Raw genomic sequence first — 26,812 nt, 5'->3', positions numbered from 1 at the left:
CCGCCTGCGGCCACCGGTCGCAGCGCTGCGCCAGCGCGGCCAGCGCGTCGGGCACCGAGTCGACGGTGACCGCCCGGCGGTCGCCGGTGGGCTCCTCGGTCAGCGTGAACGTGGCGGCGTCGTCGGGATCCCCGACGGCGACGCGGATACCGCCCGCGAGTTCGACCGGATCGCTCACGAGTACTTCTTTATCAGCTCCTGCTTGTAGAGCTTGCCGGTGTCGGTGCGCGGCAACTGCGCCTCGAACCACAGCGTGCGCGGACACTTGTAGTGCGCGAGGCGGTCCCGAAGCCAGCCGATCAGTTCGGCGGCGAACTCGTCGGTGGCGTCGGCGGGGTCGACGGTCTGGACCGCGGCGGCGACCCGCTGGCCCATTTCCTCGTCGGGGACCCCGAAGACCGCCGCATCCATCACCTTCGGATGGGTGACGAGCAGGTTCTCGGCCTCCTGCGGATAGATGTTCACCCCGCCGGAGATGATCATGTGGTGGCGCCGGTCGGTCAGGTAGAGGTAGCCGTCCTCATCCAGATAGCCGATGTCGCCCACCGTCTTCCAGCCCTGCGGATGCCTCGACGACGCGGTCTTGTCGGGGTCGTTGAGGTACTCGAAGTCGTAGCCGCCCTCGAAGTAGATCTCGCCGGCCTGGCCGGGCGGCAGTTCCTCGCCGTTCTCGCCGACGATGTGGATGACACCGCTGAGCGGCTTGCCGACCGAGCCCGGGTGGGTCAGCCAGTCTTCGGCGCCGATCAGCGTGGACCCGTGGGCCTCCGAGGACGCGTAGTACTCGTCGACGATCGGGCCCCACCAGTCGATCATCTGCTTCTTGACCTCGACCGGGCACGGTGCGGCGGCGTGCATGACGCGCTCCAGGCTGGACACGTCGTAGGACGTGCGGACATCCTCGGGCAGCTTCAGCATCCGGGTGAACATCACCGGAACGAACTGGCCGTGCGTCACCTTGTGCTTGGCGATCGCGTCCAGCGCGCCCTCGGCGTCGAACTTCTCCATCACGACGGTGGTGATCCCGCCTGCCTGGGTCTGCATCGACCAGACCGACGGCGCGGTGTGGTACAGCGGGGCGGGGCTGAGGTAGACGGCGTCGGGGTGCATCCAGAACGACACCAGTGCGGCCATCAGGCCGGGCGATTCCGAGGGCGGGACATGGGGCAGCTCGCGTTTGATGCCCTTCGGGCGTCCGGTGGTGCCGGACGAGTACTGCAGGAGGTCTCCCTCGATCTCGTCGTCGATCGGGGTGTCCGGCAGGTCGGCCACACACTCGGGATAGCTCTGCCAGCCGTCGAGGGATCCCCCGGCGATCAGCCGCACCGGCGGCAGCCCCTGCGGCAGTTCTGCGCCGAGCCCGGCCAGCGTGTCGGCGAGCTTGGCCGAGCCGACGATCGCCTTGGCGCCGCTGTTGTCGACGATGTAGGCGACCTCGGCGGCGGTCAGGTGGGTGCTGATCGGCACGTAGTACAGGCCGGCGCGACGCGCGGCCCACATCACCGCGTGGATGTGCTCGTTGTTCTCCATCAGGATCGCGACCGCGTCGCCCTCGACCAGACCCGCGTTCCGGAACAGGTGCGCCAGCCGGTTGGCGCGCGCCTCCAGTTCGCCGAACGTCACCACCGTCCCGCTCGGATACATGATGATGGCGGGCTTGTCGGGGGTGGCAACGGCGGTGTCGCGGATCTGCATGGGCCGACTTTACTTGGCCATAGTTGACAGGTGTCAATAGCCGGGTATCCGCCCGTGCGGCGCCGTGCGCGGTCCTCAGGCCGGGCGCGCCGAGAAGTTGCCGTGGAAACCCTGCGGGACGTGACCGGTCAGCTGGGCCGTCGCGAGCGGGCCCCGCGTCGGGTCGGCGGCATCGAGGATGACCAGCCGCGACGCCTGCCGGGCCGCCTGATATTCCACCGTGAGCAGCCACCCGTCGTCCTCGGCGACACCGCCGGGCCGCGGGGTGAACACCGGCTCGCAGAAGCTGTTCCCGGGCTCGTCCGCGGTGTAGGTGAACTCGCGCCGGTCCGCGAGATCGAGTTTGGTGACCGAGTCGTAGAACGCGCCAAGGCGCGTGCGGGTGTTGACGTAGGCGTACCGGTGCGGGCGGCCCTCATGGGCCGGATGATGGCGCGGGAACTCGCTGGGCGCCTCGCTCAGCGGTTCCGCGCTGACGCGGCCGGCGGCGCTGACCCGGAATCGGGTGAACACCGAAGGGGCGTCGGCGAGCGAACTGGTGTGGAACCGCGCGATGCGTTCCAGCATGCGGCCGTCGGCGTAGGTGATCGCGTCGACCACGACGTCCCCGCGGTCGTCGAAGGCGTTGCTCAGGTGGAACTGCAGCACCGGGTCGTGGTCGATCCGGCGGATCTTTCCGCCGTCGCGGGGCACCAATATGAAGGTGCTGCCGCGTTCCGGGCGGTACCGCAGGGTGTCGCCGATCGGCGCGCGCCCCAACGCCACCGCCATCGCGTCAGGGATGATCGGCGAGACCAGGAACACGACATGGCGTTCGGTGATCGCGAAGTCGTGCACCATGGCCGCGTACGGCAGCGGCGTCGACCGGAAATGCCGGAGCCGTCCGCTGCGGTCGGTGCGGTAGATGCGCAGATGCGGCCGAGGCACCAACTCGACGCCGAAGTTGAACATCGCCCCGCTGCTCGGACAGAAGCTCGGATGTGCGGAATAGGTTCCCAGCCAACGCAATTCGCCGCCGAATCGGCGCACGCCGAGGGTGTCGAGAGTGTCCCGGTCGATCTCGTGCGGTGGACCGCCCTCCCAGAGTGCGTAGAGGTGGCCTGCGTGCTCGACGACGTTGGTGTTGGCCAGATTCGGCGGGACGCGGCCGATGTTGGCCCGCCGGCCGCCCGGCGCCGCGGTACCCATGTGGCTGACGCCCGAGCGGCCCCGGAAGTGCGCGGTGCGCACGTACCGGTTCCGGTACCGCACGCCGGCCGGATCGATGGTGAACGCCGAGAGCATCCCGTCGCCGTCGAACAGATGGTGCAGCGGCCGACCGGTGTGGTCCTGCCACCGGCCGGGGCCGTTCCGGTAGAGCGTGCCGGCCAACCCGGCCGGAATGGTCCCGCCGATCTCCTCGACCCGGTAGTCGGACTCGACGGACTGCGGCTCGCTGACGCCGAGGCTGCTCAGATCCTCGGGTGAGAACGCGGCCAGCCGGTCCAGGGCGGCCCGGCGCTCGGCAGCCGAAAGCGAATCGAGGTAATGGCGCAGTGAGGGCAGCCGGGCGAGATCAACGGACGGCTCCACCGGCGATGTCGTTGGCACCGAACCCCCACTTCTGAGACTGATACGCAAATTAGTCTCAGTCGGGTGGTCCGTCAATGCCCCCGGCTGCGGTAGAAAACCAGTGATGCCCTCCACCCGGTCGTTCGACGCGATGCTGCGCTCCGGCGTCGAACTGGTCGCCGCCGGTGGCCTCGACACCCTCACGCTGAGTCAGGTGGCGGCGCACGCCGGGGTCTCCCGGGCCACGGCCTACCGGGAGTTCGGGGACAAGGACGGATTGGTCGGGGCGATGGCCCGGCACGAGATCGCATCGATGCTCGCCGCGGTGCACACCGACATCGACGTCACCGCGGAACCGGCGGCGCTGGTCGCGACGATCGTCGTCTCGGCGCTGCGGTATCTGCGCAGCCACCGGGCGTTCACCTACATCCGCGACCACGAACCGCACTGGTTGCTGCACGCGGTGCTGACCGTCGGCGACGCGCGGATGGACCTCGTGCAGACCGTCGCGGCCGTCGTCACGCCGGTGCTCACCGTCGACGCGGCGCGGTTGCGGATGCCGAAGGTGCAGGCCGCCGAGGTGATGGTGCGGGCGGTGCTGTCGCACACCCTCGTCGAACACAGCACGCTCAGCGACCACCAGGTGGGCGACGCCGTCGCGCACGCCGTCGTCGCGTGAGCGTATCAGCCTGACGCGCGACGCCGGAAATAGGCGGCCAGGAACGGCGCCAGTGCCAGCACGATCAGCATCCGCAGGATCTGGGCGGCCGCCACGAAGGTCACGTCGGCGCCGAGCCAGGCCGCGGTTCCCATCACCGCGTAGATGCCGCCCGGCGTGGTGGCCAGGTAGGCGTCCAGCGGGGTGGCGTCGGTGGTCAGTGTCAGGATCCAGCCCAGTCCTGCGCAACCCAGCAGCGTGACCACGATGGTCAGCATCGCGATCGGCATCATCCGGCCGATCGACCGCAGGCTCTCGACGGTGAACTTCAGGCCCACCTGCAACCCGATCGCGAGGTAGCCGAGCCCGGCCACCAGCACCGGCACCCCGGCGCCGGAGAAGTACGGCACCAGGGTCAGCGGTGCGGCGACCAGCAGCGGGCCGAGCAGTGCCGGTGACGGCAGCCGCACCAGCCTGCCGACCAGTACCCCGCCGATCAGCGCGATCGCCACGAACGGCAGGTCGACGCGCCAGTCCCCGCCGCCGGCCGCGAGTCCGTCGCCGACCCCGTCTGCGCCGAACACGACCGTGACCACGACCGGCAACGTCAGCAGCACCACCAGCAGCCGCAGGTACTGCAGGACCGCGATCACTCGCGAGTCCGCCCCGAGATCGTCGGCCATCGCGGTCAGGCCGATGGCACCGCCGGCGACCGACGAGAACGCCGCCGTCGCCGGACTCGCTCCGCGGCGGGTCAGCAGACTGCCGATCAGCACACTGACCACCAGCGCGAAGCAGGAGATGCCCAGCACGATCAGCCAGCGGGCGCCCAGTCCGGCCAGCGTCTCCCACTCGATCGCGGACCCGACGACCACGCCGACCACCGCCTGCCCGGCCTGAAACCAGGACCCGGGCAGGCGCAGCGGGGCCGACGGCCGGGCCAGCGCATAGATCAGCGCGCCGACCAGTCCGCCGAACAGCATCGGTGTCGGCAGGCCGACAGCGACGAAGCCCGCCGACACCACGGTGGCGACGACGGCCAGTTGCAGCCAGCGGCCGAGGGTGGGCGGGATCGGGGGCCTTACCTGGCAGCCGCGAACAGTTCTGCGGCCGAACCGATCTCGTCGAGGCGCCAGGCGGTGTCCCACAGCCGGGCCGGATCGTCGAGATGTCCGGTCAGCCGCAGCACCTTGTCCCGGAGCTGATCGTCGGTCATCGGCGCCGCCGTGCTGCCGGTGGCGTGCTCGACGGTGTGGGCGACGGTGCTGCCGTCGTCGAGGGTGGCGGTCATCCGGCACGAGTCGGCGGCCAGGGTGCCGTCGAGGCTCACCGTGACGCGGCCGCGCACCCGCACGACCTGCGGATCGAGCGCGGCGTCGTCACTGAACTCGGCCGGTCCGCCCGCGCCCCGCACCAACCCCACCGCGAAGCAGTGGTAGACCGAGAACTTGCTCTGCAGACCGGTTTCCGGCTCCGTGACACCCATGACGTCGAGCACCCGCGGATGCACCTCCAACGCCACCGAGGCCACGCGCGCCGGATCCACGCCCTGGGCGCGCAGGAAGACGCCGGCGTCGATCACGGGATGGCTGACGATGCCGCAGCTGTACGGTTTCAGTGCGTTCTGTTCGACCAGCCAGCGCGATCCCAGGTCGTCCACCGTCGACCAGTCCGCATCGTCGGCCATCAGGGCGGACATCCCGCGCCGACCGGCCAGCGGCTCCACCGGACCGGTGAATCCCTGCTGCGCCAGCAGCGCGGCCTCCACTCCGGTGGCGGCCGCGCGGCCCACCTGGAAGGACTTCGTCATCGAGCCGAGTTGTTCGGTGTGGCCGGCCGCCTGCGTCGCGGCGATCGCGATCGCATGCGCGGTCTGGCTCGCGTCGAGCCCCAGGACCCGAGCGGCCGCGCACGCCGCCCCGACGGGACCGGTGGTGGCGGTGACGTGCCAGCCGCGGTCGAAGTGGCTGGGCCACAAAGCATCACCGATCCTGCTGGCGACCTCGACACCGGCCACCACGCCGGTCATCAGCGTGGCTCCGTCGGCGCCCGTGAGCTCGGCGGCGGCCAGTGCCGCCGGGACCACCGGCGCACCGGGATGCAGGATGCACGCCAGGTAGGTGTCGTCGAAATCCTCGACGTGGGCGGTCAATCCGTTGACCAGGGCCGCCCACGGCGCGGTCAGCGCCTCGGCACGGCCCAGCACCTGCGCCGAACCCGACAGGCCGAGGTCTCCGGCGGCGGCCACCGCGGCCTCCGCGGCTGGGGAGTGCGCCGCGCCGACCGAAAGGCCGATCACGTTGGCCGCGGTCCTGCGGGCGGCCGCCTGCGCGGACGCGGGAACGTCGTCCCAGTTCAGTCCGGCGACGAAAGCCGCTGTCCGGGCGGTGATATCCGAGCTCATGGGTCAGTTGCCTTTCGGATCGGCGGCCAGGGCGGAGAACCAGGTGCGGGCGCTCGATGCGTCCGCGACCGACCGGGAGATCTCGACGATCTCCTTTTCCCGCCCGGACAGGGTGCGCTCCACCAGAGCCAGGACCTTGCGGTCCAGCTGGTCGTCGGTCAGCGGCGCCTCGAGGCTGCCCCGGGCATTCTCGACCGTGCACTTCTCGGTGCTCCCGTCGGCCAACGTGACCGCAAGATGCGCTGTGGCACGCGGAATGTCGGGATCAGGAATCAGCTCGACCCTGGCCCGCATCGCGATCAGCGCCGCCGAGCGCACGTAGGCGTCGTCGTAGGAGCCCAGATCGACGGCGCCACTGAGCACGCCCGCGGCGACACCGTGGACGGTCGAGAACCGTGCGGCCAGCCCGTCGCCGGGATCCGGGTTGCCGGTCAACTCCACCACCAGCGGATGGCACCGGACCTCGACCCGTTCGATCTCCCGCCCGCCGACCGCCTGGTGCAGCCGCTCGGCGGCCTCGATCGCGGGATGGGTGACGATGCCGCACGGATACGGTTTGTAGGTGTTGGACAACAGTTCCCAGCGCTCGCCCCACCCGTCGACGAGCAGGCCGGGAGCCAGCTCCGGGGCCATCACCGCGAAGTAGCCGCGTGGCCCGTCCAGCGCCGACGGCGACGCGTCGAGTCCCCGGGCGGCGGCCGCGGCGGCCACCAGCCCGTTGGCGGCGGCCTTGCCGGGGTGCAGCGGCTTGTTCATCGTGCCGAAGCCCTCGCGGTGACCGATCGTCATGCTGGACGCGATTCCCAGCGCGCGGCCGGTGGTCTCGGCATCCAGCCCGAGCAGCAGCGCCGCGGCGGTGGCGGCGCCGAGCGATCCCACGGTCCCGGTGATATGCCAGCCGGCGTCATAGTGCGACGGCGACATCGCGACCGCGACACGCAGTTGCAGCTCGATGCCGACGGCGAAGGCGCGCAGCAGTTCGTCACCGCTGCGGTCGGGCAGCAGTTCGCCGGTGCCGCGGTCACGCAGCCAGCTCGCCCCCAGCGCGGCGCCCAGGGTGGCAGCACCCGGGTGCACCACGGTGGCCAGGTGGGTGTCGTCGAAATCGTCGAGATGGGCGGCGAATCCGGTGATCAGCGCCGCAGACGACGGATCGAAGGTGTCGCCGCGACCCGGCACCGGTGCGTCACCCGGGGCACCGCTGTGCCGCATCCCCGCGGCGACGATGTCGGTCTCGGTGGTGGCGGCGGCACCGATAGTCGTTCCCACCACGTTGAGCAACGAGCGCACCGCCTCGGCGCGCACCTCCCCCTCGACACGGTCGGCGACGGCGAGTGCCGCGGCGGCCAGTTCGGTCAGGTCGATCATGAAGCATCCTTCTGTGTCGTCGGGGTGGTCGAACCCCTGAGTAGGCCGGCGATGTCGCCCCAGCCGGCCGCCAGTACGGCATCGGCATGGTCGCCGGCACAGTCACGTACCTTCTGCGCCAGTTGATCCCGGGTGACCGGCCGGCCGGGCGCCCCTGGCGGGATGTCGATCGACCCGGTGAGCTCGCGCCCGTCGGTCGTCGTCAGCGCCACCCGGACCTCGTCCTCGAGGAGGCCGTTGCCGCCGGGCGCGACGTGCACGGTCACGCTGCGGGTCAGGCGCGCGACCTCGGGGCGGCGCACCGCCGCGTCGGAGAAGCTGTCGAAGCCCGGTACCCGGTCGGTGACCGCGACGGCCACCGCGTGCTCGAGGCAGAACTTGGCTTCCAGCCCTGAGGCGGGCCGGTGGTGCACCAGCGGCTGGATCGCCGATTCGGTGACCCACACGTCGATGCGCTCCACCTGAGCGGAGTCCAGACCGGCAGCCAGTTCCGAGGTGCAGGCGATCGGTCGCTGCAGCGCGTAGCAGCACGGGTACACCTTGACCGCCAGACCACCCGGCACCGCTTCGGCCGAGTCCAGCGCCAGATCGAACGGCGGCTCCGAGACCAGGGCCAGCCAGGCGTCGAGCACGCGCGGGTCCGCGCTCGCGCCGTGGGCCACCAGGTCGGCGGCGCGGATACCGGCTTCCACCGCCAACCCGACCTGAATGGCCTTGGCGTCACTGCCGAATGCGCGCTGCACCCCGCCGGCGCTCGAGACGGCCAGCGCCATCGCCCTGGCCGTGTCCTCGGCGCTGAAGCCGCGCGCGGTCGCCGCCACCACGGCGGCCGCCATCGGTGCGGTCGTCGACGTGGCATGCCAGCCCCGGGAGTAGTGGTTCCAGCCCAGCGCGCTGCCGATCCTGGCCATCACGCCGGCACCGGCCAGATACGCCCTGGCATCGCCGCCGACCGCGGCCGCCGCAGGCACACACACCGTGCTGATGTGGGTGGTCGACGGCAGGTGCAGGTCGTCGTAGTCGACGACGTGGGCCTGCGCGGCCCACCGCGCCGGCTCCGGCAGGCCTGCGGTCACGGCCAGCAACGGATGGCCGGTCGCCGCCAGCGCCACGGCCACGGTGTCGATCAACGCGATGTCGGCGAGGTCGAGATCGGCCTGCCGCGGCTGCAGCTCGCAGGCCCACCGGGCCAGCGCCGCCGCGGTGGTCTGCACACCCGGTTCGACGTCGGCGCCCGGTGTCGTCGCGAAGCTTGTCATCGGGAAACCGCCACTGCCGCATCGGCGGTCAGCATCGCGGTGATCTCGCTGATGTCGCCGCAGGTCTCCAGTGTCCAGAGCCGGTCCATCAGCTCTGCGGTGGCACCGGAGCCCAGAATCGGTTCCATCAGGTCCACCGCTTTGGCGGTCACCTCGTCATCGGACATCGGATCGTCGACCGTGCCGCGCACCGCGCCGACGTAACGCTGCCGGGTGCCGCCGTCGCGCAGGGTGACCGTGACGTCCGCCGTTCGCACACCGGCTTTCTCGGGGTCGGCCACCAGTTCCGTGCACCCGCGCAGGGCCATGATCGTCGGATCGGTCATCCGGTCGTCGTCGTGCGCCATCGCGAAGGTGAACGCACGGTCCACCAGCGTGCCGGCCACCAGGTACTGGCAGTTGATGTCGGGCATCGACCGGTCGTCCACGACCCGGCACAGATCGTGGGGCAGGACGATGCGGATCCCGGTCACCTGCTGCGGGTCGATCGGCTCTTCCTCGACGAGTTCGAGGATCGCCTGCACGGCCGCCTGGGCCGGGGAGCCGACCGCGAACTTCTTGATGTTGGTGTGCATGATCTCGTAGCGCTCGCCGAGGCCGTCGGCGAGCTCGTCGCGGCGCACGTCGTCGGACAGCGCGTCCAGGAAGTTGGGGACGCCGCTGAACACGTCCGGCACCCCGTCGCAGCCGGAGGCGACCATCGCCGCGGCGCGGACGCCGTTGGATGCCGGCATGCCGGCGAAGACGAACGCCTTTTCCACGTGGTTGGGATCGCGCACCCAGCTGGTCACCCCCGAAGCGCTCTGTGCCGCATACGACAGCGCGTGCCGCGCCTGCTCCTCACCGAGCCGGTACAGGGCGCTCGCGGTCGCGGTCGCGCCGAACAGCCCGCAGAAGGCGTGGGTGCTCCGGCCGCTGGAATCGGTGTTGAGGACCGGCTTCCCGAGGCTGAGCACCACCCGGGTGCCGACGTCGTAGCCTGCCGCCACCGCGCGCAGGATCTGGTCGCCGTTGCTGCGCTGTAGATCACCGACGGCCAGCGCGGCCGGCACCACGGCACAGCCGGGGTGGCTGATCGAGCGGGCGTGCGAGTCGTCGGTCTCGTCGGCGTGTGCCGACATCCCGTTGGCCAGCGCGGCTTCCACGGCTGCGGTCCGCCGACCCCCGACCAGCACGCTCGACCCGCCGGCGCTGCCGGCCACGTAGGCCAGTGCGCGCTTGCCGGGAGGCAACTGTGCACCCGAGACCATCGCGGCGATGGTGTCGATGATGTGGTGCTTGGTTTTGTGGATCACCGCGGGCGGCAGCGGGGTGTCCGCGGCGGCACTGAGGTAGTCGGCGAGTCGGCGGGTCGGTGTGCTGATATCGGCAGCCATCTGTTGGTCCTTTCGAGAATGTGCGGGGTGTGTGAACGCGGCTCCTGGAACCGGGGACCGGCTCACATGTAGGCACCGCCGTTCACCGAGATCACCTGTCCGGTCACGTATCCCGCGTCGGGACCGCACAGGTAGGACACCGCGCCTGCGACATCGTCGACCGATCCGATCCGGCCCACGGGGTTGCCCACCTCGCGCAGGTGCCGGTAGTGCTCCGCCGCCACCCCGGCGTCGCCGAGACCCGGCCGCCGTTCGGTGTCGATGTGCCCGGGGGACACCGCGTTGACGGTGACTCCGGTGCCGTCGGCCTCGTGCGCGCACGCCTTGGTCAGCCCGATCAGCCCGGCCTTGGCCGCCACCACCGGTACCCGGCCGGCGGCGCCGGACTGTCCGGACATCCCGGCGATGTTGACGATGCGTCCCCAGCCCCGCTCCTTCATCTGCGGCAGCACCGCCTGCGTGGTCAGGAACGCGCCGGTCATCACGGTGGACAGCACCGCCTCCCAGTCCGTCACGGCGATTTCCTCGATCGGCCCGTGGGCCCGGATGCCGGCGTTGTTGATCACGGCGTCGACTCCGCCCCAGGCGCTTTCGACTTCATAGACCAGCCGTGCCACGTCATCGGGGGCCCCGATGTCCCCGGCGAACCAGCGCACCGACCCGTCGGCCGCGGTCTCGGCGAGAGTCGCCGCGGCCTCGGCCACAGCGGACGGGTCGCGCCCTGTCAGACACACCCGCCATCCGTCGTGGAGCAGTCGACCGGCGATCGCCAGCCCGATGTTTCGGCTGGCGCCGGTCACGATTGCGGCCCGCACGGGGCCTCCTTTCTGGTTGTGTCGCTCAGCTGTTCTGCTGGGCGGTTTCGCGCGCGGCGGGCTTCTTCTCGCCCCGGCTCTTGCGCAGGCCGGAGAAGGCCATCGCCGCCAGTGCGGCCACCAGCAGTGCCCACAGGATGTTCACCACGACCGAACCGAAGAAGTAGCCGGGGCCGTCGGCGAGCTGCAGGCTGCGCAGCAGGTACTCCTCGGCCAGTGGCCCGAGGATGATGCCCAGGATCAGCGGGATCACCGGATAACCGTTGAGCCGCAACAGAAGACCGATGACACCGAAGAACAGCGCCAGGCCGACGTCGAAGATCGAGTTGCGGATCGCATACACACCGACCATCGACATGAACAGCACCGTCGGCACCAGGAAGGACAGCGGCACCTTGGTGACCGAGGCCAGCGGCCCGGCCAGCAGGACGCCCAGCGGCAGGATCAGAATGCTGGCCGCGATCAGTGCCAGCGCCACCGCGTACACCTCGGCGCTGTTGGTCTGCAGCACCCGCGGTCCGGGCTGGATGCCCTGCAGGTAGAACGCCGCCAGCACCACCGCCATCGTGGCGCTGCCCGGGATACCGAGCGTGAAGGTGGGGATCAGGCTGGAGCTGGCAACGGCGTTGTCGCAGGCCTCGGACGCGATGATGCCCTTGTGGCTGCCCTTGCCGAACTCCTCCGGCGTCTTGGAGCGGCGCTTCTCGAACGAATAGCTGATGAAGTTGGCGACCGCGGCGCCCAGGCCGGGGATGATCCCCAGCACGACACCGACGGAACTGGCCCGTCCGACCGCGCCGGGTTGGCGCAGCGTCGCCTTGACCCCGTCGATGGCGTCGCGGGTCTCCTTGCGCAGACCGCCGGGCGTCATCGCCTGTTCCTTCTGCCGCTTCTGCATCACGGTGGAGCCCACCAGCATCAGCATCTCGCTGATCGCGAAGACGCCGATCAGCGCGGCCAGGAACGGTACTCCGTCGTACAGCTGCAATTCGCCGAAGGTGAACCGGGTCTCGGCGGTGGCCGGGCTGACGCCGACGACGGCGAACATCAGGCCCAGCAGACCGACCATCAGACCCTTGCGTGCCGAACCGCCCATCAGCGAGGACGCGACCACCAGGCCGAGCACGATGATCGCGAGCATCTCCCTGGCGCCGAACTTCAGTGACAGCGCGCCCAGTGGCTGCAGCAGGAACAGCACGAAGAAGCCGCTGATCACGCCGCCGAGGACCGACGCCATCCGGGCGATGCCGATCGCCAGGCCGGCCTGGCCTCTCTTGGCCAGTGGGTAACCGTCCAGGGCGGTGACCGCGGAGCCGGCCTCGCCGGGCACGTTGAACAGGATCGCCGGTACCGCACCGCCGAACTGCGCGCCCGCGTAGATGCTGACGATGAGCACCAGCGAGTTCTCCAGCGGCAGCGTGATCGCGAACGGCAGCAGCAGCGCCGCGGTGTTCGAGGTGCTCAGCCCGGGCAGCACGCCGACGACGAAGCCGACGGACACGCCCACCACGAGCCACATCAGCGGCGCGGGCTGCATCAGCAGCCCCAATCCTGCGGTGATGTTGTCCAGCATCAGAATCCTCGGGCCAGTGGTAGCGGGACCCCGATCAGAATCGAGAACAGCACATAGCCGAGCGCGATCAGGGTCAACGGAAAGAGAATGAGCACCAGGGGCTTTCGCACGCCCATGATCCACAGGCCACCGAGGATCAACAGGCCCGCAGCCGGGTAGAAGCCGATCGGTTCCACCAGCCAGACCACCAGGGCGATCAGCGCGGTGAACCCGGCGACCCGCCACGCCACCAGGCGGCCGTACTCGGGGTCCGGTTCGTCGTGGGCGGCGCGTTCCCGGATGTCGGCGATCATGCTCCAGAGCCCGACGATCACCAACAGCGCGGCCAGTGCACGCGGGTAGCCCTTGTCGGCCGGATTCAGACCTGCCGACATCATCCAGGCCAGCGTGCCGGTGACGAGGGCGATGCCACCGGGCGCGGCGGCGAGGATCGTCCTCGCCGCCGCGTTACCGGCGGGTTGCTCCGTCATCGCGGAATGCTCAGCCGGAGAATGCATTCGGATTGCCACTGAGAAGCTCTTCGATCTCGGTCTGGGACTGCTCGGCCAGGTCCTGCAGCTCGTCCGGGGTCAGATAGGCGACCTTGGTCTCCTCACCGAGCTCGGTGAGGGTGGCGAGGTAGTCCTCGTTCTCCAGCGAGGTCTTCAGTCCGTCCACCAGCGCCTGGTACCGCTCGGGATTCTTGTCGCGGCATTCGGCGGACGCGAAGAGTGCGTAGTTCGACGCGTTGGCCGGCAGCTCGACGCCGAGGGCTTCGTTGATCGGCGGGGCGTCGTTGGTGACCTCGGGCCACCGGTTCTCCGGCTGACTGACGGCCAGCGCACGCGAATCATCGGCGATGGCAAGGCTGTTGAACACGCCGGCGTGGGTGGCATCGACCTCACCGCTGACCAGCGCGGTACGGGACGGTCCACCGCCGTCGTAGCCGATGATGTTCAGGTCGATGCCGAGATCGCGCTCCATCTGCAGCAGCGCGATGTAGTTGTTGCTCTGCAGGTCGGACACGCTGACCTTGATCTGGCCGGGGCGCGCCTTGGCGTCGTCGACGAATTCCTGAATGTCCTGCCACGGTGCGTCGTTGCGCACGCGGATGACACCGGGTTCGATGCTGATCCCGCCGACGGGGGCGAAGCTCGACAGGTCGTAGTCGACGGCCTGGGTCATGTACGAGAACATCAGGTGCGGCACACCGTGGGTCACGATGGCCGAGCAATCCGCCCCGTTGGTCAGCATCGACTGGGCACCGATGGCGTAGCCGCCGCCCTCCATGTTCTCCACGGTGGCGGTGGCACCCAGCGCCTGGGTGAGGAACGGCTCGAGCTGCCGGGTGGTGGTGTCGAATCCGCCGCCGGGGGCGCTGGAGACGATCCAGCGGATCTTGCTGCCCGAGAAGTCGGACTGCTCGGATTCCGACGCGCATCCGGAGAGCGCCAGCGCCGCGACGGCGGCTCCGGCGAGCATCGTGCGGGTCCTGTGATGTGTCATGTGATTTCCGATCGACTGTGATCTGGGTCAACGAGGAGCTTAATGGCCGTACATTTGAGAGATCAAGGGGGGCGGCAACTTTTTCTTGCGAGCTTTCTTACTGGTCAGCACACTTGTGAGCCCAGCATCGGGCAGCACCAGCAACGCCCTATAGGTACGGCGCTTTGGCCGCGCAGCGATCCGCAGACTCGTCCGTCACGCTCAGGCTGGGCCCCTTTTCCCGTCTAGCGGGAAGGCAATCCGTACAGCGGGAAACCCTACGGCCGTGTCAGCCGTTGTGTCAAGGCTCACACAGCGGCGGGCGACGACGGCCCGGCCACGTCCGGTCCGGCGTATCCCAGGGCGGCGGAGATGTCGGCGGCCGCCGCCAGGATCGTCGGCAGGGTCCGGTGCATCCACTCCTCGGTCACCCGGATGGCCGGACCCGTCACGCTCATCGCCGCCACCACCGCGCCGGTGAAATCGCGCAACGGCACCGCGATCGAGCGGATACCGGCGACCCGCTCCTCGAACGAGAACGTGTAGCCGTCGCGCCGGATCACCTCGATCTCACGCATCAACGTGTCGCGATCGACGACGGTGCTCGGGGTGATGCTCTCGAACGGGCCGGCCAGCACCGACGCGACGGTCGTCTCGTCGCAGTAGGCCAGCAGCAGCCGGCTCGGTGCGCCTTGGTGCAGCGGGATGAACTGGCCCCACTCGGTATAGGTCCGGCGCAGCGGCTGGGTGCTCTCGACCTGGTCGATGACGTACCGCCCGCCGCCCTTGACCACGTGCAGCCCGACGGTCTCGCCGGTGACGTCCCGCAGCCGGGTCATCACCGGACGGGCCACCGCGGCCACGTCGCCGGTGTCCCGGGCGGAGGCGGCGAGCTGCAGGATCCGGGGGCCCAGTGCGTAGTTCGGCCCTACCTTGGTCACCAGCCCGTGGGCACACAGCGAGGCCAGCACCCGGTGCGCGGTGCTGGTGCTCAGCCCGGTGGCACGGGCGATGTCGCTGACGCCCAGGCTCAGCCGGCCCCGGGTGAACACGTCCAGCACGGCCACCGCCCGGTCCACGGCGGCGATGCCGCTGCGCGGCGAGAACGTCGGGTCGCCGCTGTCATCGGTGGGTGGCATCCGTTGTCCCCTGTTCGATTACGTGCATGCTGTGGCCGGCTGCCGATCGCCGCTAGGCGCGGGTGCGCCGCAGGCTGGACCGGTAGCTGTAGAGGGAGGTGACGAACCGGCTCACGGCCAGTTCCACGGCTTCACCGGTGATCGTGCGGTACATCCGGTCGATGCGCAGCATCGGCTCACCGGGTTCGCACTCGGCCGCGGCCGCCACCCGGGTGTCGGCCAGTGCGACCGTGATGGTCTGGTCCGCACCACCGATCGGGTCGGCCAGCAGCGGGTCCAGCAGGCCGATGATCGTCCGGGAACTGCGCGCACCGCGCTGCACGTCAGGCGCGTCGGAGATCAGCGCGCCGACCTCCGGTGGCAGGTAGACGTCGGTGACGCAGAACGGGACTCCCTGGTGCAGTCGCCGGAACGACACCGTCCAGGTGACGTCGCTGGAGAGCCCCAGCCGGCCTGCGGCCTCGATCTCCACGCGCCGCGCCAGCGGGGTGAGCACCTCCATGTCGGTGTCGACCGACAGGCTCATCAGGTCCTCGACGGTGCCGAAGCGGCGCAGGTACTGCGAACCTCCGCCTGCGGCGAACGTGCCCCGGCCGGGGGTCCGGGTCACCAACCCGTCGGCCACCAGTTCCTGGTAGGCCCGGCGCACCGTCTGCCGGCTCACGCCGTACCGCCTGGCGAGCTCCGCCTCGGTCGGCAGCCGCAGCTCGGCGTCCTGGGCGCGCAGCACCGCCTGCCTGAGCTCGTCGGCGATGCGCTGGTAGGCCGGTCCGGCGTTCGATTCCAGGGTCATCCGACGTCACGTCCTCCCCTGGTCCGCACGGCCGTCGCCCGGGCACCGCCAGACGTCACAGAAGAGTGACACCGCACACTTCTCCAGCGATATGTACGCATTCCGGGCCACAGTTGTCAATGGTGGCGCGTCCCGCCGCGTGCCCCGTGTCCGCTCGCTCCCGGGGCAGGTGAGAGCCACGGTCGGCGAGCAGCCGGTGGCGCGGCGACGCGGGTACCGGTCCATGTCCGCAGCGCCGTGCGCGACTTTGTACCTACATTTGCGCGGGTCACGCGGTTGCCCGCCCCGGAGTGGTCCGGCGGTCGCGCACGGCCGCCGCAGCAGAAAATTGTCTATATTTGACCGGTGACGACGGCGGGCGGCAGCGGGCGCAAGCGGCAGCCGATCATGCGGCTGAGCGATCTGGCCGCCGCCCACGTCCGCGAGTTGATCGTCTCCGGTCAGTTGCGTGCCGGTGAGTTCATCCGACCCGAGACCGTGGCCGACGACCTCGGCATCAGCGCGACCCCGGCCCGCGAGGGCCTGCTGCTGCTGCAGACCGAGGGATTTCTGACCATCGAGCCCAGACGCGGCTTCTCGGTGACCGCGCTGTCCAGCGAGGACATCCGCGACGTCTACGCCGCGCAGGCCCTGCTGGGCGGCGAGCTGACCGCACGGGCGGCACGGGTCATCGACGCCGACCGGCTCGGCGAGCTCGAGCAGATCCAGGCAGAGCTGGAACAGGCGGCAGCCGCCAAGGATTACGACGCCGTCGAACGACTCAACCACCGGTTCCACGAGACCATCTACCGGCTGGCCGGCTCCCGCAAGATCCGCTGGCTGGTCAAGGCCACACTGCCGTACTCGCCGCGCAAGTTCTTCGCCGAGGTCGAGGGCTGGCCCGAAGCATCCGCCCACGACCACCGGGCGATCATCGAGCACCTGCGCGCCGGTGACGGCGAGGCGGCCAGAACCGCGATGGCACAACACATCCACAAAGCAGGGGCACTGCTGGCCGATCATCTCGCCGCGCGCGGAACCCTGGGCTGACCCCGGGCGTCAGGCCGCGCCGGCCATCCGCAGGATGCGCTGGGCGCGTTCGACCACCGGCACGTCGATCATCTGACCGTCCAGTGCCACCGCCGAACCGTCCCCGGCTGCCGAGACCACCTTCTGCGCCCACGCCACCTCGGCCGCCGACGGAGCCGCCGCCGTGTGCACCGCGGCGACCTGAGCCGGATGGATACACAGCTTGGCGCCCATACCGAGGCGCCGGGCATAACCGAAATCGTCTGTCACCGAATCTGATTCGGTGAATGACCGGGTGACACCGTCGATCGGCGGCGCCAGCCCGGCCGCGGCCGAGGCCGCCACCAGCATCGAGCGGAACGTCAGCAGGGCCTCGCGGTCGTCGGGATCCACCCCGAGCTGGTTGGCCAGGTCGATGCTGCCGAAGGCCAGCCGCACGACCGCGCCGACCGCACAGAGCGGACCGAGGGCCGTCACTGCCGCAGCGGTCTCGATGAGCGGTACCACGGGTGCGCCCGACGTCGCCTCGGCCAGCCGCGCGAGGTCCTCGGGCCGCTGCGCCTTGGCCGGCATCGCCGCGGCGCCGGTTCGGCCGATCATCGCCAGATCCTGCTCGTACCAGGGGGTGTCGACGGCGTTGATGCGCACCAGCGCCGCATTGCCGCCGGCCAGCCAGCACTCGACGTGCCGGCGGGCGGCGTCCTTGTCGGCCGGGGCCACCGCATCTTCGAGGTCGAGGATCACGACATCGGGTTGTGCCGCCGCGGCCTTGGCGAAGCGCTCGGGGCGGCTACCCGGGACGAACAACAGCGAGCGCGCGGCCCGTAGCGTCTCGGCCGGCAGGGCCGTCATCCGAAGCTCGCCCGCGCGGTGGCGTGCAGATTGCCTACGCCCGACACCAGCGACAGCTCGGCCGCGGAGCCGTCTGCGTCGGGGGTGCCCTGGGCGCGGAACACGTCGCCGACGAAAACCGGCCGCATCAACCTGAACTGGAAGCCGGTCAGCGGGCGGTCACTGCGGGCACGGGCCAGTTCGGACATGTACAGGGCCAGCAGCGGGCCGTGCACCACCAGCGCCGGGAAGCCCTCGACCCCGGTGGTGTAGGCCTCGTCGTAGTGGATGCGGTGGGCGTTGGCGGTCAGCGCGCTGAACCGGAACAGCAACACCGGATGCGTGGTGGGGTGCGACGACCACGGGACATCCTGCGGCGCAAGGGGTTCAGTGACCCGAGTGAAGGAGGTGCTCGATTCGGCCTCGCTGCGGTACACCAGATCGTGTTCCTCGGTCAGGCGGTGCTCGCCGTCCTGCTCGTAGCGGTAGCCCACGGTCACGAACAACAACTCGCCGGTCTTGCCGTGTTTGACCTTGGTGGACAACACCTCTGCGCGGCGGGTCGCGGTGCGGCCCAGGACGAGCGGGCTGTGCACGGTCAGCCTCGCACCGGCGAACATCCTGCGCCGGTGCGGGATCGGCGGCAGGAAGTGGCCGTCACGCGGGTGTCCGTCGACCCCGAGCTCCGCGGTCGCGGGGAACTCGGTGAAGTAGACCCACTGCCACATGGTGGGCAGTGCGTCGCCTGCCTGCGGCGCGGCGTCGAGATCCAGGGTCGCGGCCAGCTCTGCGGCACGGCGCGCGTCCATCGCGTCGGTGGTGCGCAGCGGCTGCGGATGCCAGTCGGCGATGAACCGTTCCAGGCCCGCGCCCGGTTCCGCTGCGGTTCCGTCGGTCATTGTCAGCCCTCCGATTCATGTTGCGCCGGCGCCGATCCCGTGACTGCGCACGGGTGGTGGCCGAGCTCGGTCAGGATAGCGTCGGTGTTCTGCCCCAGCGCCGGGACCGCGCCCATGCGGGGTTCGACACCCAGGTCTATCGGTGGCAGCAGCGCCTGCACGGGGCCGTTCTCGGTCTCCACCGTGCGCCAGCGGTCACGTTCGGCCAGCACGGGGTGCGCCAGGAACTCGCTGACGGTGTTCACGCCGGCGAACGCGATCCGCGCAGCGGTCAGGCGGGTTTCCAGCTGGGGAGTGCTCAGCGCGGCGAACGCCTTGGCCACCATGTCGTTGACCTCGTCGCGGTGGGCCACCCGCAGGGTGCTCGAGGCGAACCTCGGGTCCTCGGCGGCCTCGGGGAGTTCGAGGACCTCGGTGCACAGACGTGCCCATTCCGGTTCGTTCTGGATGGAGATCAGCACGGTGTGCCCGTCGCCGGCCTCGAAGGGCCCGTACGGTGCGATGGTCGCGTGCTGTGCCCCGAACCGGCCGGGCTGGCGTCCGGCGCCTGCGGTGAAATGCATCGGCTGGCCCACCCATTCGGCCAGCGCCTCGAACAGCGACACCTCGATGGTGGCGCCCTCGCCGGTGACCGCCTTCCGGTACAGCGCCGCCAGGATGCCGCTGAAGGCGTACATGCCGGCGGCGACGTCGGCGATGGACACCCCGACCTTGGCCACCTCGTCGGGTGTCCCGGTCAGCGACACCAGGCCGGTCTCGCACTGGACCAGCAGGTCGTAGGCCTTGCGGTCGGCCCACGGTCCGGTGCTGCCCCAGCCGGTCACCGAGACCACGATCTTGCCGGGGTCGCGCGCGCGGATGTCCTGCGCGGACAGGCCCAGCCGCGCCGCGGCGCCGGGTCCCAGATTCTGCACGATGACGTCGGCGCGCTCGGCCAGGTCGTGCAACACCTGTTGTCCGTGAGCCGATTTGACGTCCAGCGCGATGGATTCCTTGGACCGGTTGAGCCACACGAAGTAACTCGACGACCCGTTGACGGAGTCGTCGTAGGAGCGGGCGAAGTCCCCGGTTCCCGGACGCTCGACCTTGATGACCCTGGCGCCGAGATCGGCGAGTTGTCGGGTGGCGAACGGCGCGGCGACGGCGTGCTCGAGCGACAGCACGGTGATGCCCTGCAGCGGAAGCGCTCCCGCCGCGGGGGGAGGAGGCGGGGTCACCGGTCGAGGCCGCCCCGTTTGACCAACTGCTTGGCGATGACGCCGCGCTGGATCTCGTTGGTGCCCTCGCCGACGATCATCAGCGGCGCGTCACGGAAGTACCGTTCGACGTCGTACTCGGTGGAGTATCCGTACCCGCCGTGCACCCGGACCGCGTCCAGCGCGATCTCCATGCCGACCTCGGAGGCGAACAGCTTGGCCATACCGGCTTCCATGTCGCAACGCGCGCCGGAGTCGAATTTCTCTGCGGCACTGAGCAACAGCGCGCGTGCGGCGGCCAGCTTGGTGCCCATGTCGGCGAGCATGTTGCCCACCGACTGGTGCTGCCAGATCGGTTTGCCGAAGCTCTCCCGGTCCTGGGCGTAGCGCAGGGCGTCCTCGAAGGCGGCCCGGGCCACTCCGGTGGCGCGCGCGGCCACCTGCAGCCGGCCGACCTCCAGCCCCTTCATCATCTGGGCGAACCCCTTGCCCTCCGCGGTGCCGAGCAGCGCGTCGGCGGGCACCCGGCAGTCGGTGAAGTTGAGTTCGCAGCTCTCCACACCCTTGTAGCCGAGCTTGGGCAGATCCTTGGAGACGGTGAAGCCGGGGACCTTCTCGACGAGCAGGATCGACACGCCGGTGTGGGCGGGATCGGCGTCGGGATCGGTCTTGCACATCAACGCGATCAGGCCGGCCCGGCGCGCGTTGGTGATCCAGGTCTTGCTGCCGTTGATGACGTACCCGTCGCCGTCGCGGCGGGCGACGGTGCGCATGGCCTGCAGATCGGACCCGCCGCTGGGTTCGGTCAACGCCATCGTGGTGCGCAGTTCACCGGTGGCCATCCGCGGCAGGTACCGCTGCTTCTGCTCCTCGGTACCGAACATCCCGATCAGCTTGGAGACCACGGTGTGCCCGCCCATCGCGCCGGCCAGGCTCATCCAGCCGCGGGCCAGTTCCTCGGTGACGGCCACGTAGCAGGGCATCGAGACCGCTCCGAAGCCGTACGGCTCGGGGATCGCGAGACCGAAGATCCCGATCTCCTTCATCGTCTCGATCAGCTCTTCGGGATAGGTATTGGCGTGCTCGATGTCGCGCACCACCGGTTTGACCTGCTTCTCGACGAAGTCGCGCACCGTCTCGACGAGTGCGTTCTCTTCCTCCGACAGCACCATGCCGCCACCTCCTGTCTCAATAGAAAATATTCTATGGAGAGAGCCGCGGCGGGCGCAACAGCGGGGTCAGCAGGTCAAGTCGAGCGCCGCGCTGACGATGCTGTCGGTGTCGATGCCGTGGTAGCGGTACACGTCCTGCAGCGACCCCACCTGGCCGAACCTGCTCACCCCCAGCGCCGCGCCCCGGACCTGGTGGATCGAGGTCAGGAACGCCAGGGTGTGCGGATGACCGTCGAGCACCGTCACCATCGGAGCAGCCCGACCGGCGGGGAACACCTGGTCCAGGATCCAGGTGGGGCCCTCGCCGAGCCCGCGACGCGCCTGGAGGGCGTCGAACAGCAGGCCGGGGCTGGTCACGCACACCACGTCGGCGGCGATGCCCTGGTCAGCGAGACGGTCTGCCGCGGTGAGGGTTTCGGTCATCATCGCGCCCATCCCGACCAACGTCACCGCCGGATCCCCGCCACGGCGCAGCAGGTACCCGCCGGCGACGGCCTGACGGCGGCGGCGTTCCCGCGCCGCCGGATCGGCGGGCACAGCCGCCAGCCGCTGGTCCACCGGCCGGGTGGACAACCTCAGGTACGACGAACCGCCGTCCGGATGCCCCAGCCTCGCCATGCACGCCAGCAGCGTCCACTCCACGTCGATCGCGAACGCCGGCTCGTAGCTGACACAGCCGGGCTGCTCGAGACCGATCGACGGGGTCTTGATCGACTGGTGCGCACCACCTTCGGCGGCCAGCGTCACCCCGGACGGGGTACCCACCAGGATCGACTGACCTCCGGCGTAGATGCCGTAGGACCAGGGTTCGAGCGCGCGTTCGACGAACGGGTCGTAGAGCACCCCGATCGGCAGCAGCGGGGTGCCCCAGCGGCTCCAGGTGGCGCCCAGCTCGCCGATCAGGCCCACCAGGTTGGTCTCGGCGATGCCGAGCTCGATGTGCTGTCCGGAGGGCCGCTCGCGCCAGTGCATGATCGTCTCGGCGTCGTCGTCGAACCAGTCCCGGCGCTCGGTCGGCGACCACACCCCCACCTTGTTCAGCCAGCCGGCCAGGTTGGTCGTCGAGCTGACATCCGGGCTGACCGTCACCACCCGGCGGGCGGCGTCCGGAGCTTCGCGGCTCAGATCCAGCAGGGTGCGGCCCAGTGCGGCCTGGGTGGTGGACGTCCCGCCCGGGGTGCGCCCGATGTCGGTGGGAATCGCCGCGGGCAGGACGGCAGGCACCGCCGGCCGGCGCAGCCGTTCCCGCGTCGCCGCGCACAGCGCACCGGCGTCGCTGTCGGGAGCGACACCGCGCCAGGGATCGTCGGGGTTCATGCCCAGCCCGGCGGCCAACTCCTCGTACTGCGCCACGGTCAGCAGCGACGAGTGGTTCTGCGGATGCCCTTGTGTCGGAAGGCCGTAACCCTTGATGGTGTAGGCGATCAGCACCGTCGGCCTGGTGTCGTCGATCTGCCCGAGCGCGTCGCACAGCAGGTCCAGATCGTGACCACCCAGATTGCGGACGGCGGCCAGCAAGGTCTCGTCGTCGAGGTCGGCGATCAGGTCGGCGACCTGTGCGCGGCCGGGCCCGTCGCCCGGCAGCCGGGTGCGCAGTTCGGCGGCGCCACACCGCAGCAACCGCTGGTACTCCGGGTTGGGCATCGCCACGATGCGCTCGCGCAGCGCCGACCCGCCGGGACGGGCGAACAGCGTTTCCAGCAGTCGCCCGAACTTCAGCGTGATCACCTGCCAGCCGGCGGCACCGAACATCCGCTCCAGCCGCTCGGCGGCGATGTGCGGCACCACCCGGTCCAGCGACTGACGATTCATGTCGACGATCCACACGATCTCGCCGAATTCGCCGACCGCCGGGTCCAGGATCGCCTCCCACACCGCGCCCTCGTCCAACTCGGCGTCGCCGACCAGGGAGTACTGCCGGCCCAGCGCGGCGCCGGCCGACCGGTCGGCGTCGACCAGCCCGCTGTCCGGCCCGAAGTGGGCGTGCACATACCGCCGGGCCAGCGCCGCCCAGATCGGGGCGGTGGCCCCGATCCCCACCGAACCGGTCGAATAATCGACGGGATCGGGGTCCTTGCTGCGGCTGGGATAGCTCTGCAGTCCGCCGAACTCGCGCAGGGTGGTCAGGTAGGCGGCGTCGAGTTCGCCGATCAGGTAGTTGATCGCGTGCAGCACGGGCGAGGCGTGCGGCTTGACCGCCACCCGGTCCCCCGACCGCAGGTGCGCGAACCACAGTGCGGTCATGATCGAGGTCATCGACGCCGACGATGCCTGGTGGCCACCGACTTTGAGCCCGGACGGGTTGGGGCGGACCCGGTTGGCGTGATGGACCATCGCCGTGGCCAACCACAGCACGTGCCGTTCGATCACCGCCAGCGCCTCACCGCGGGCGGTCCGGGACTGCGGGATGCTGACGGTCATGACGGGCGCCTCTCGCCGAGTGCAGATCGACCACCGATCCCACGCCTCGGCGACGATCTGCGCAACCCTGCGCGCCGCGCATGGGCATAATGCGCAGATGCACCCTCTCTTCGGACGCCGACGGCGGGCACTTTGACCACCCCGCCCGGCGGCAAGCCCGTCGACGCCATCGACGCTCGCATCCTGACCGCGCTCAACGAGGACCCCCGCGCGGCGGCCATGGCGATCGCAGACCGCACGGGCCTGTCCCGCAACACCGTGCAGGCGCGACTGGCCAAGCTGGAGTCCAGCGGCTGCCTGCGCCCGTTCGAGCGACGGATTTCGCCTGCGGCCCTTGGCTATCCACTCACGGCGTTCATCCTGACCACCGTCGTCCAGCGCAAGCTCGAGTACGTCGCGGGCGAACTCGCCGCCATCCCTGAGGTGCTGGAGGTGCTCGGGCTCAGCGGGTCGATCGACCTGCAGATCCACGTCGTCGCGCGGGATGCCGACGACCTCTACCGGATCGCCGGCCAGATCCTCGACATCGACGGGGTGGAACAGACCACCACCGCGCTGACGATGCGTCAGCTGGTGGAGTTCCGGGTCACCCCGCTGCTGGCCCGTCGCTTGTGAGACCGCAGGCTGTGACTAGCTTTCCTCGGCCAGGCGGGTCTTCAGAGCGTCGAACTCGTCCTTGATGCCGGTCGGCAGCTTCTCGCCGACGAACTCGAACCACTCCTCGATCAGCGGCACCTCGTTGCGCCACTCGTCGACCTTGACCGCCAGCGCCTCGTCGACGTCGGCCGGATCCACGTCCAGCCCTTCCAGGTCGAGGTCGGCCGCAGTGGGAACAATGCCGATCGGGGTGCTCTTGCCGTCGGCCTTGTGCTCGATGCGCTCGACGGCCCACTTGAGCACCCGGCTGTTCTCGCCGAAGCCGGGCCACAGGAAGCGGCCGTCGTCGCCGCGGCGGAACCAGTTGACGAAGAACACCTTCGGCAGCTTGGACTCGTCGGCGTTCTTGCCGATGTTGATCCAGTGCGCGAAGTAGTCGCCGACGTTGTAGCCCAGGAACGGCAGCATGGCCATCGGGTCACGGCGCACGGTGCCGACCTTGCCCTCGGCGGCGGCGGTGGTCTCGGAGCCCAGCGTGGCGCCGATGAACACGCCGTGCTGCCAGTCGCGGGCCTCGGTGATCAGCGGGACGGTGGTCTTGCGGCGCCCGCCGAACAGGATCGCCGAGATCGGCACGCCCTGCGGGTCGTCCCACTCCGGGGCCAGCGTCGGGCACTGCGAGATCGGGGTGCAGTAACGCGAGTTCGGGTGGGCGGCCTTGTTCTCCGACTCGGGGGTCCAGTCGTGGCCCTTCCAGTCGATGAGGTGGTCGGGGTCGCCTTCCAGGCCCTCCCACCACACGTCGCCGTCGTCGGTCTTGGCGACGTTGGTGAACACGGTGTTGCCCGCGGCGATGGTCTTCATCGCGTTCGGGTTGGAGTCCCAGTTGGTGCCCGGCGCCACGCCGAAGAAGCCGAACTCGGGGTTGGTGGCGTACAGGCGGCCGTCCTTGCCGAACCGCATCCACGCGATGTCGTCGCCGACGGTCTCGGCACGCCAGCCCGGAATCGTGGGCTGCAGCATGGCGAGGTTGGTCTTGCCGCAGGCCGACGGGAACGCCGCGGCGATGTAGTACGCCTTGTTCTCCGGGCTGATCAGCTTCAGGATCAGCATGTGCTCGGCGAGCCAGCCCTCGTCGTGGGCCATCGCCGAGGCGATGCGCAGCGAGTAGCATTTCTTGCCCAGCAGCGCGTTGCCGCCGTAACCCGAACCGTAGCTCCAGATTTCGCGGGTCTCCGGGAAGTGGGTGATGTACTTGGTGTCGTTGCAGGGCCACGGCACGTCGTCTTTTCGCTGGCCTGTCTCATCTTCCAGCGGCGCGCCGATCGAGTGCAGCGCCTTGACGAAGAAGCCGTCCTCGCCGATCTTGTCCAGCGCGGCCGCACCCATCCGGGTCATGGTGCGCATCGACACGACCACGTACTCGGAGTCGGTGATCTCCACACCCAGCTTCGGGTCCTCGGCGTCGAGCGGGCCCATGCAGAACGGCACCACCCACAGCGTGCGGCCGCGCATGCAGCCGCGGTACAGCCCGGTCATGAGGTCGCGCATCTCGGCCGGGTCCATCCAGTTGTTGGTGGGACCGGCGTCGACCTCGCGCTCGGAACAGATGAACGTGCGGGACTCGACGCGCGCGACGTCGGAGGGGTCGGACAGCGCCAGGTACGAGTTCGGCTGCTTCTCGGGGTTCAGCTTCTGGAAGGTGCCCGCCTCGACGAGATGCGCGCAGAGGCGGTCGTACTCCTCCTCCGAGCCGTCGGCCCACGCCACCCGGTCGGGCTGGGTCAGCTCGGCGACCCCGCGAACCCATTCGAGCAGACCCTGGTGCTTGGTCGGGGCGTTGTCGAGTCCGGGAATGGTCGCTGCGGTCATGCTGTGTCGTCTCCCTGCATCTGCGCGAAGGCCTGCGATGACGCAGGCGCCGGAATCCGAATAACCTTCGGATTCCCTGGTCACTGTGTACTGAGGTTAACGCGGGTGACATACCCGCGGGAATCCAGGACTATGTCCATTCACTCACAGGAACGATTCAGATGTCTCCCACCGGGCGGTCTACCGACGGGTAACCAGCAATCCTGCCCGATCCGGCGCGCCCGCGCACGGGACAGGTCCCGAATCTCGGTCTCCGCGTCCGCGATCCGTCGGTCAGCCGAGGGTCATTCCCGGCGCTTCCGGAAGTCCGTCGCCCGCGGCGGCGACCGCGGTCTCGACGGCCAGCATCCGCGTGGCCACCCGCTCCTCGGCGGCCGCGCGCACCGCGGCGGCCACGTCGAGCGACCACCTCTCCAGGACCGCCCGCTTGTGCAGCACCGCCCTGGCCCGGACCACCCAGGCCGCGGTGGCGACTCCGAGCACCGCGGCGACGGCCGGACCGGCCGTCGCGAGTGCGGGGGACAGGCCGGACAGCAGCCGCGCGACCACCATCGCGACGCCGACGCCGAATCCGGCCCCGAGCACCGTCATCAGCCGGGTCTCCAGCCCTCGGGCGCGCACCGGCGGATCCGGCACGGCGACCGGCTCCGGGGTGGGCGGTCCGGGCATGTCGATCCCGGCGCGGGCGGTGACGGTGCGCAGGTGCGCGTCGACGTCCTCG

The 26,812-nt window shown here is 70.0% G+C and carries 22 protein-coding genes and 1 pseudogene; 3 read left to right on the top strand and 20 right to left on the bottom strand.

The features are described from left to right. Positions 1 to 174: 174 nt before the first annotated feature. Positions 175 to 1,695 (bottom strand): fatty-acid--CoA ligase FadD4, encoded by a 1,521-nt coding sequence (fadD4, locus tag MVA01S_RS16505; RefSeq protein WP_003933864.1) that lies wholly within the window; start codon positions 1,693 to 1,695, stop codon positions 175 to 177. Positions 1,696 to 1,770: 75 nt separating this feature from the next. Further along, complete coding sequence (locus MVA01S_RS16500; protein WP_003933865.1) at positions 1,771 to 3,267, bottom strand: carotenoid oxygenase family protein; 1,497 nt, start codon at positions 3,265 to 3,267, stop codon at positions 1,771 to 1,773. Positions 3,268 to 3,370: 103 nt separating this feature from the next. Here MVA01S_RS16500 and MVA01S_RS16495 point away from each other — a divergent pair, with 103 nt between their 5' ends. After that, positions 3,371 to 3,925 carry a TetR/AcrR family transcriptional regulator gene (locus tag MVA01S_RS16495; RefSeq protein ID WP_003933866.1) on the top strand — a complete coding sequence of 185 codons (555 nt, stop codon included), beginning with the start codon at positions 3,371 to 3,373 and terminating at the stop codon, positions 3,923 to 3,925. 5 nt (positions 3,926 to 3,930) lie between these two features. Here MVA01S_RS16495 and MVA01S_RS16490 read toward each other — a convergent pair whose 3' ends face one another. The 11 genes from MVA01S_RS16490 to MVA01S_RS16440 form a co-directional block, all read right to left on the bottom strand. Next, the gene (locus MVA01S_RS16490; RefSeq protein ID WP_003933867.1) at positions 3,931 to 4,929 is read right to left on the bottom strand and encodes an AbrB family protein; all 999 of its coding nucleotides are present in this window, start codon (positions 4,927 to 4,929) and stop codon (positions 3,931 to 3,933) included. Between the two features lie 56 nt (positions 4,930 to 4,985). Then, on the bottom strand, positions 4,986 to 6,308 hold the full coding sequence (locus MVA01S_RS16485; protein ID WP_003933868.1) for an MmgE/PrpD family protein: 1,323 nt from the start codon (positions 6,306 to 6,308) through the stop codon (positions 4,986 to 4,988). 3 nt (positions 6,309 to 6,311) lie between these two features. Next, positions 6,312 to 7,676, bottom strand: a complete 1,365-nt coding sequence (locus MVA01S_RS16480) for an MmgE/PrpD family protein (protein ID WP_003933869.1) — start codon at positions 7,674 to 7,676, stop codon at positions 6,312 to 6,314. Beyond that, positions 7,673 to 8,935: an MmgE/PrpD family protein gene (locus MVA01S_RS16475; protein WP_003933870.1), complete on the bottom strand. Its 1,263-nt coding sequence runs from the start codon at positions 8,933 to 8,935 to the stop codon at positions 7,673 to 7,675. Before MVA01S_RS16475 ends, MVA01S_RS16480 begins: the two co-directional genes overlap by 4 nt. Further along, positions 8,932 to 10,311, bottom strand: coding sequence for an MmgE/PrpD family protein (locus tag MVA01S_RS16470; RefSeq protein ID WP_003933871.1), 1,380 nt, complete (start codon positions 10,309 to 10,311; stop codon positions 8,932 to 8,934). The genes MVA01S_RS16475 and MVA01S_RS16470 overlap by 4 nt, the downstream gene beginning before the upstream one ends. Before the next feature lie 62 nt (positions 10,312 to 10,373). After that, a complete protein-coding gene (locus MVA01S_RS16465; RefSeq protein ID WP_003933872.1) occupies positions 10,374 to 11,126 on the bottom strand; it encodes an SDR family NAD(P)-dependent oxidoreductase in 753 nt (250 codons plus the stop codon). 25 nt (positions 11,127 to 11,151) lie between these two features. Further along, positions 11,152 to 12,699 (bottom strand): tripartite tricarboxylate transporter permease, encoded by a 1,548-nt coding sequence (locus MVA01S_RS16460; protein ID WP_003933873.1) that lies wholly within the window; start codon positions 12,697 to 12,699, stop codon positions 11,152 to 11,154. Next, a complete protein-coding gene (locus MVA01S_RS16455) occupies positions 12,699 to 13,169 on the bottom strand; it encodes a tripartite tricarboxylate transporter TctB family protein (protein WP_003933874.1) in 471 nt (156 codons plus the stop codon). The genes MVA01S_RS16460 and MVA01S_RS16455 overlap by 1 nt, the downstream gene beginning before the upstream one ends. 10 nt (positions 13,170 to 13,179) lie before the next feature. Further along, complete coding sequence (locus tag MVA01S_RS16450) at positions 13,180 to 14,184, bottom strand: tripartite tricarboxylate transporter substrate binding protein (protein WP_003933875.1); 1,005 nt, start codon at positions 14,182 to 14,184, stop codon at positions 13,180 to 13,182. A gap of 287 nt (positions 14,185 to 14,471) precedes the next feature. After that, on the bottom strand, positions 14,472 to 15,302 hold the full coding sequence (locus MVA01S_RS16445; protein WP_003933876.1) for an IclR family transcriptional regulator: 831 nt from the start codon (positions 15,300 to 15,302) through the stop codon (positions 14,472 to 14,474). 52 nt (positions 15,303 to 15,354) lie between these two features. After that, entirely contained in the window at positions 15,355 to 16,095 is a 741-nt protein-coding gene (locus MVA01S_RS16440; RefSeq protein WP_003933877.1) for a GntR family transcriptional regulator, read from the bottom strand. A gap of 387 nt (positions 16,096 to 16,482) precedes the next feature. On the opposite strand from MVA01S_RS16440, the gene MVA01S_RS16435 reads away from it, so the two are divergent. Then, a complete protein-coding gene (locus MVA01S_RS16435) occupies positions 16,483 to 17,124 on the top strand; it encodes a GntR family transcriptional regulator (RefSeq protein WP_051015411.1) in 642 nt (213 codons plus the stop codon). A 9-nt stretch (positions 17,125 to 17,133) separates the two neighbouring features. On the opposite strand, the gene MVA01S_RS16430 is transcribed toward MVA01S_RS16435, so the two are convergent. The 5 genes from MVA01S_RS16430 to MVA01S_RS16410 form a co-directional block, all read right to left on the bottom strand. Then, positions 17,134 to 17,955: an HpcH/HpaI aldolase/citrate lyase family protein gene (locus MVA01S_RS16430; protein WP_003933879.1), complete on the bottom strand. Its 822-nt coding sequence runs from the start codon at positions 17,953 to 17,955 to the stop codon at positions 17,134 to 17,136. Continuing rightward, entirely contained in the window at positions 17,952 to 18,833 is an 882-nt protein-coding gene (locus MVA01S_RS16425) for an HTD2 family dehydratase (RefSeq protein ID WP_003933880.1), read from the bottom strand. Before MVA01S_RS16425 ends, MVA01S_RS16430 begins: the two co-directional genes overlap by 4 nt. A gap of 2 nt (positions 18,834 to 18,835) precedes the next feature. Continuing rightward, positions 18,836 to 20,050, bottom strand: a complete 1,215-nt coding sequence (locus MVA01S_RS16420) for a CaiB/BaiF CoA transferase family protein (RefSeq protein WP_003933881.1) — start codon at positions 20,048 to 20,050, stop codon at positions 18,836 to 18,838. Beyond that, entirely contained in the window at positions 20,047 to 21,201 is a 1,155-nt protein-coding gene (locus MVA01S_RS16415; RefSeq protein ID WP_003933882.1) for an acyl-CoA dehydrogenase family protein, read from the bottom strand. The genes MVA01S_RS16420 and MVA01S_RS16415 overlap by 4 nt, the downstream gene beginning before the upstream one ends. A 66-nt stretch (positions 21,202 to 21,267) precedes the next feature. Continuing rightward, a complete protein-coding gene (locus tag MVA01S_RS16410) occupies positions 21,268 to 23,622 on the bottom strand; it encodes a thiamine pyrophosphate-binding protein (protein WP_060941641.1) in 2,355 nt (784 codons plus the stop codon). A 132-nt stretch (positions 23,623 to 23,754) separates the two neighbouring features. Here MVA01S_RS16410 and MVA01S_RS16405 point away from each other — a divergent pair, with 132 nt between their 5' ends. Further along, entirely contained in the window at positions 23,755 to 24,237 is a 483-nt protein-coding gene (locus MVA01S_RS16405) for an Lrp/AsnC family transcriptional regulator (RefSeq protein WP_003933885.1), read from the top strand. 15 nt (positions 24,238 to 24,252) lie between these two features. On the opposite strand, the gene MVA01S_RS16400 is transcribed toward MVA01S_RS16405, so the two are convergent. Together MVA01S_RS16400 and MVA01S_RS16395 are read right to left on the bottom strand one after the other, a co-directional pair. Beyond that, the gene (locus tag MVA01S_RS16400; RefSeq protein WP_003933886.1) at positions 24,253 to 26,091 is read right to left on the bottom strand and encodes a phosphoenolpyruvate carboxykinase (GTP); all 1,839 of its coding nucleotides are present in this window, start codon (positions 26,089 to 26,091) and stop codon (positions 24,253 to 24,255) included. 273 nt (positions 26,092 to 26,364) lie between these two features. Continuing rightward, positions 26,365 to 26,812: pseudogene (locus MVA01S_RS16395) on the bottom strand (hypothetical protein); the annotation flags it as partial.

Origin of the sequence: Mycolicibacterium vaccae NBRC 14118 = CIP 105934 (assembly GCF_001552715.1) — a bacterium.
GTDB classification, from domain to species: domain Bacteria; phylum Actinomycetota; class Actinomycetes; order Mycobacteriales; family Mycobacteriaceae; genus Mycobacterium; species Mycobacterium vaccae.
The sequence above is the reverse complement of the archived record's forward strand: the minus strand, read 5'-3'. Positions and strand labels throughout refer to the sequence as shown.

Bases quoted from the DNA above. Each gene is read 5' to 3' on its own strand.
- fadD4 (WP_003933864.1), bottom strand. From the start codon at position 1,695: ATGCAGATCCGCGACACCGCCGTTGCCACCCCCGACAAGCCCGCCATC.
- MVA01S_RS16495 (WP_003933866.1), top strand. From the start codon at position 3,371: ATGCCCTCCACCCGGTCGTTCGACGCGATGCTGCGCTCCGGCGTCGAA.
- MVA01S_RS16485 (WP_003933868.1), bottom strand. From the start codon at position 6,308: ATGAGCTCGGATATCACCGCCCGGACAGCGGCTTTCGTCGCCGGACTG.
- MVA01S_RS16480 (WP_003933869.1), bottom strand. From the start codon at position 7,676: ATGATCGACCTGACCGAACTGGCCGCCGCGGCACTCGCCGTCGCCGAC.
- MVA01S_RS16475 (WP_003933870.1), bottom strand. From the start codon at position 8,935: ATGACAAGCTTCGCGACGACACCGGGCGCCGACGTCGAACCGGGTGTG.
- MVA01S_RS16470 (WP_003933871.1), bottom strand. From the start codon at position 10,311: ATGGCTGCCGATATCAGCACACCGACCCGCCGACTCGCCGACTACCTC.
- MVA01S_RS16460 (WP_003933873.1), bottom strand. From the start codon at position 12,699: ATGCTGGACAACATCACCGCAGGATTGGGGCTGCTGATGCAGCCCGCG.
- MVA01S_RS16455 (WP_003933874.1), bottom strand. From the start codon at position 13,169: ATGACGGAGCAACCCGCCGGTAACGCGGCGGCGAGGACGATCCTCGCC.
- MVA01S_RS16450 (WP_003933875.1), bottom strand. From the start codon at position 14,184: ATGACACATCACAGGACCCGCACGATGCTCGCCGGAGCCGCCGTCGCG.
- MVA01S_RS16445 (WP_003933876.1), bottom strand. From the start codon at position 15,302: ATGCCACCCACCGATGACAGCGGCGACCCGACGTTCTCGCCGCGCAGC.
- MVA01S_RS16440 (WP_003933877.1), bottom strand. From the start codon at position 16,095: ATGACCCTGGAATCGAACGCCGGACCGGCCTACCAGCGCATCGCCGAC.
- MVA01S_RS16435 (WP_051015411.1), top strand. From the start codon at position 16,483: ATGCGGCTGAGCGATCTGGCCGCCGCCCACGTCCGCGAGTTGATCGTC.
- MVA01S_RS16430 (WP_003933879.1), bottom strand. From the start codon at position 17,955: ATGACGGCCCTGCCGGCCGAGACGCTACGGGCCGCGCGCTCGCTGTTG.
- MVA01S_RS16425 (WP_003933880.1), bottom strand. From the start codon at position 18,833: ATGACCGACGGAACCGCAGCGGAACCGGGCGCGGGCCTGGAACGGTTC.
- MVA01S_RS16415 (WP_003933882.1), bottom strand. From the start codon at position 21,201: ATGGTGCTGTCGGAGGAAGAGAACGCACTCGTCGAGACGGTGCGCGAC.
- MVA01S_RS16410 (WP_060941641.1), bottom strand. From the start codon at position 23,622: ATGACCGTCAGCATCCCGCAGTCCCGGACCGCCCGCGGTGAGGCGCTG.
- MVA01S_RS16400 (WP_003933886.1), bottom strand. From the start codon at position 26,091: ATGACCGCAGCGACCATTCCCGGACTCGACAACGCCCCGACCAAGCAC.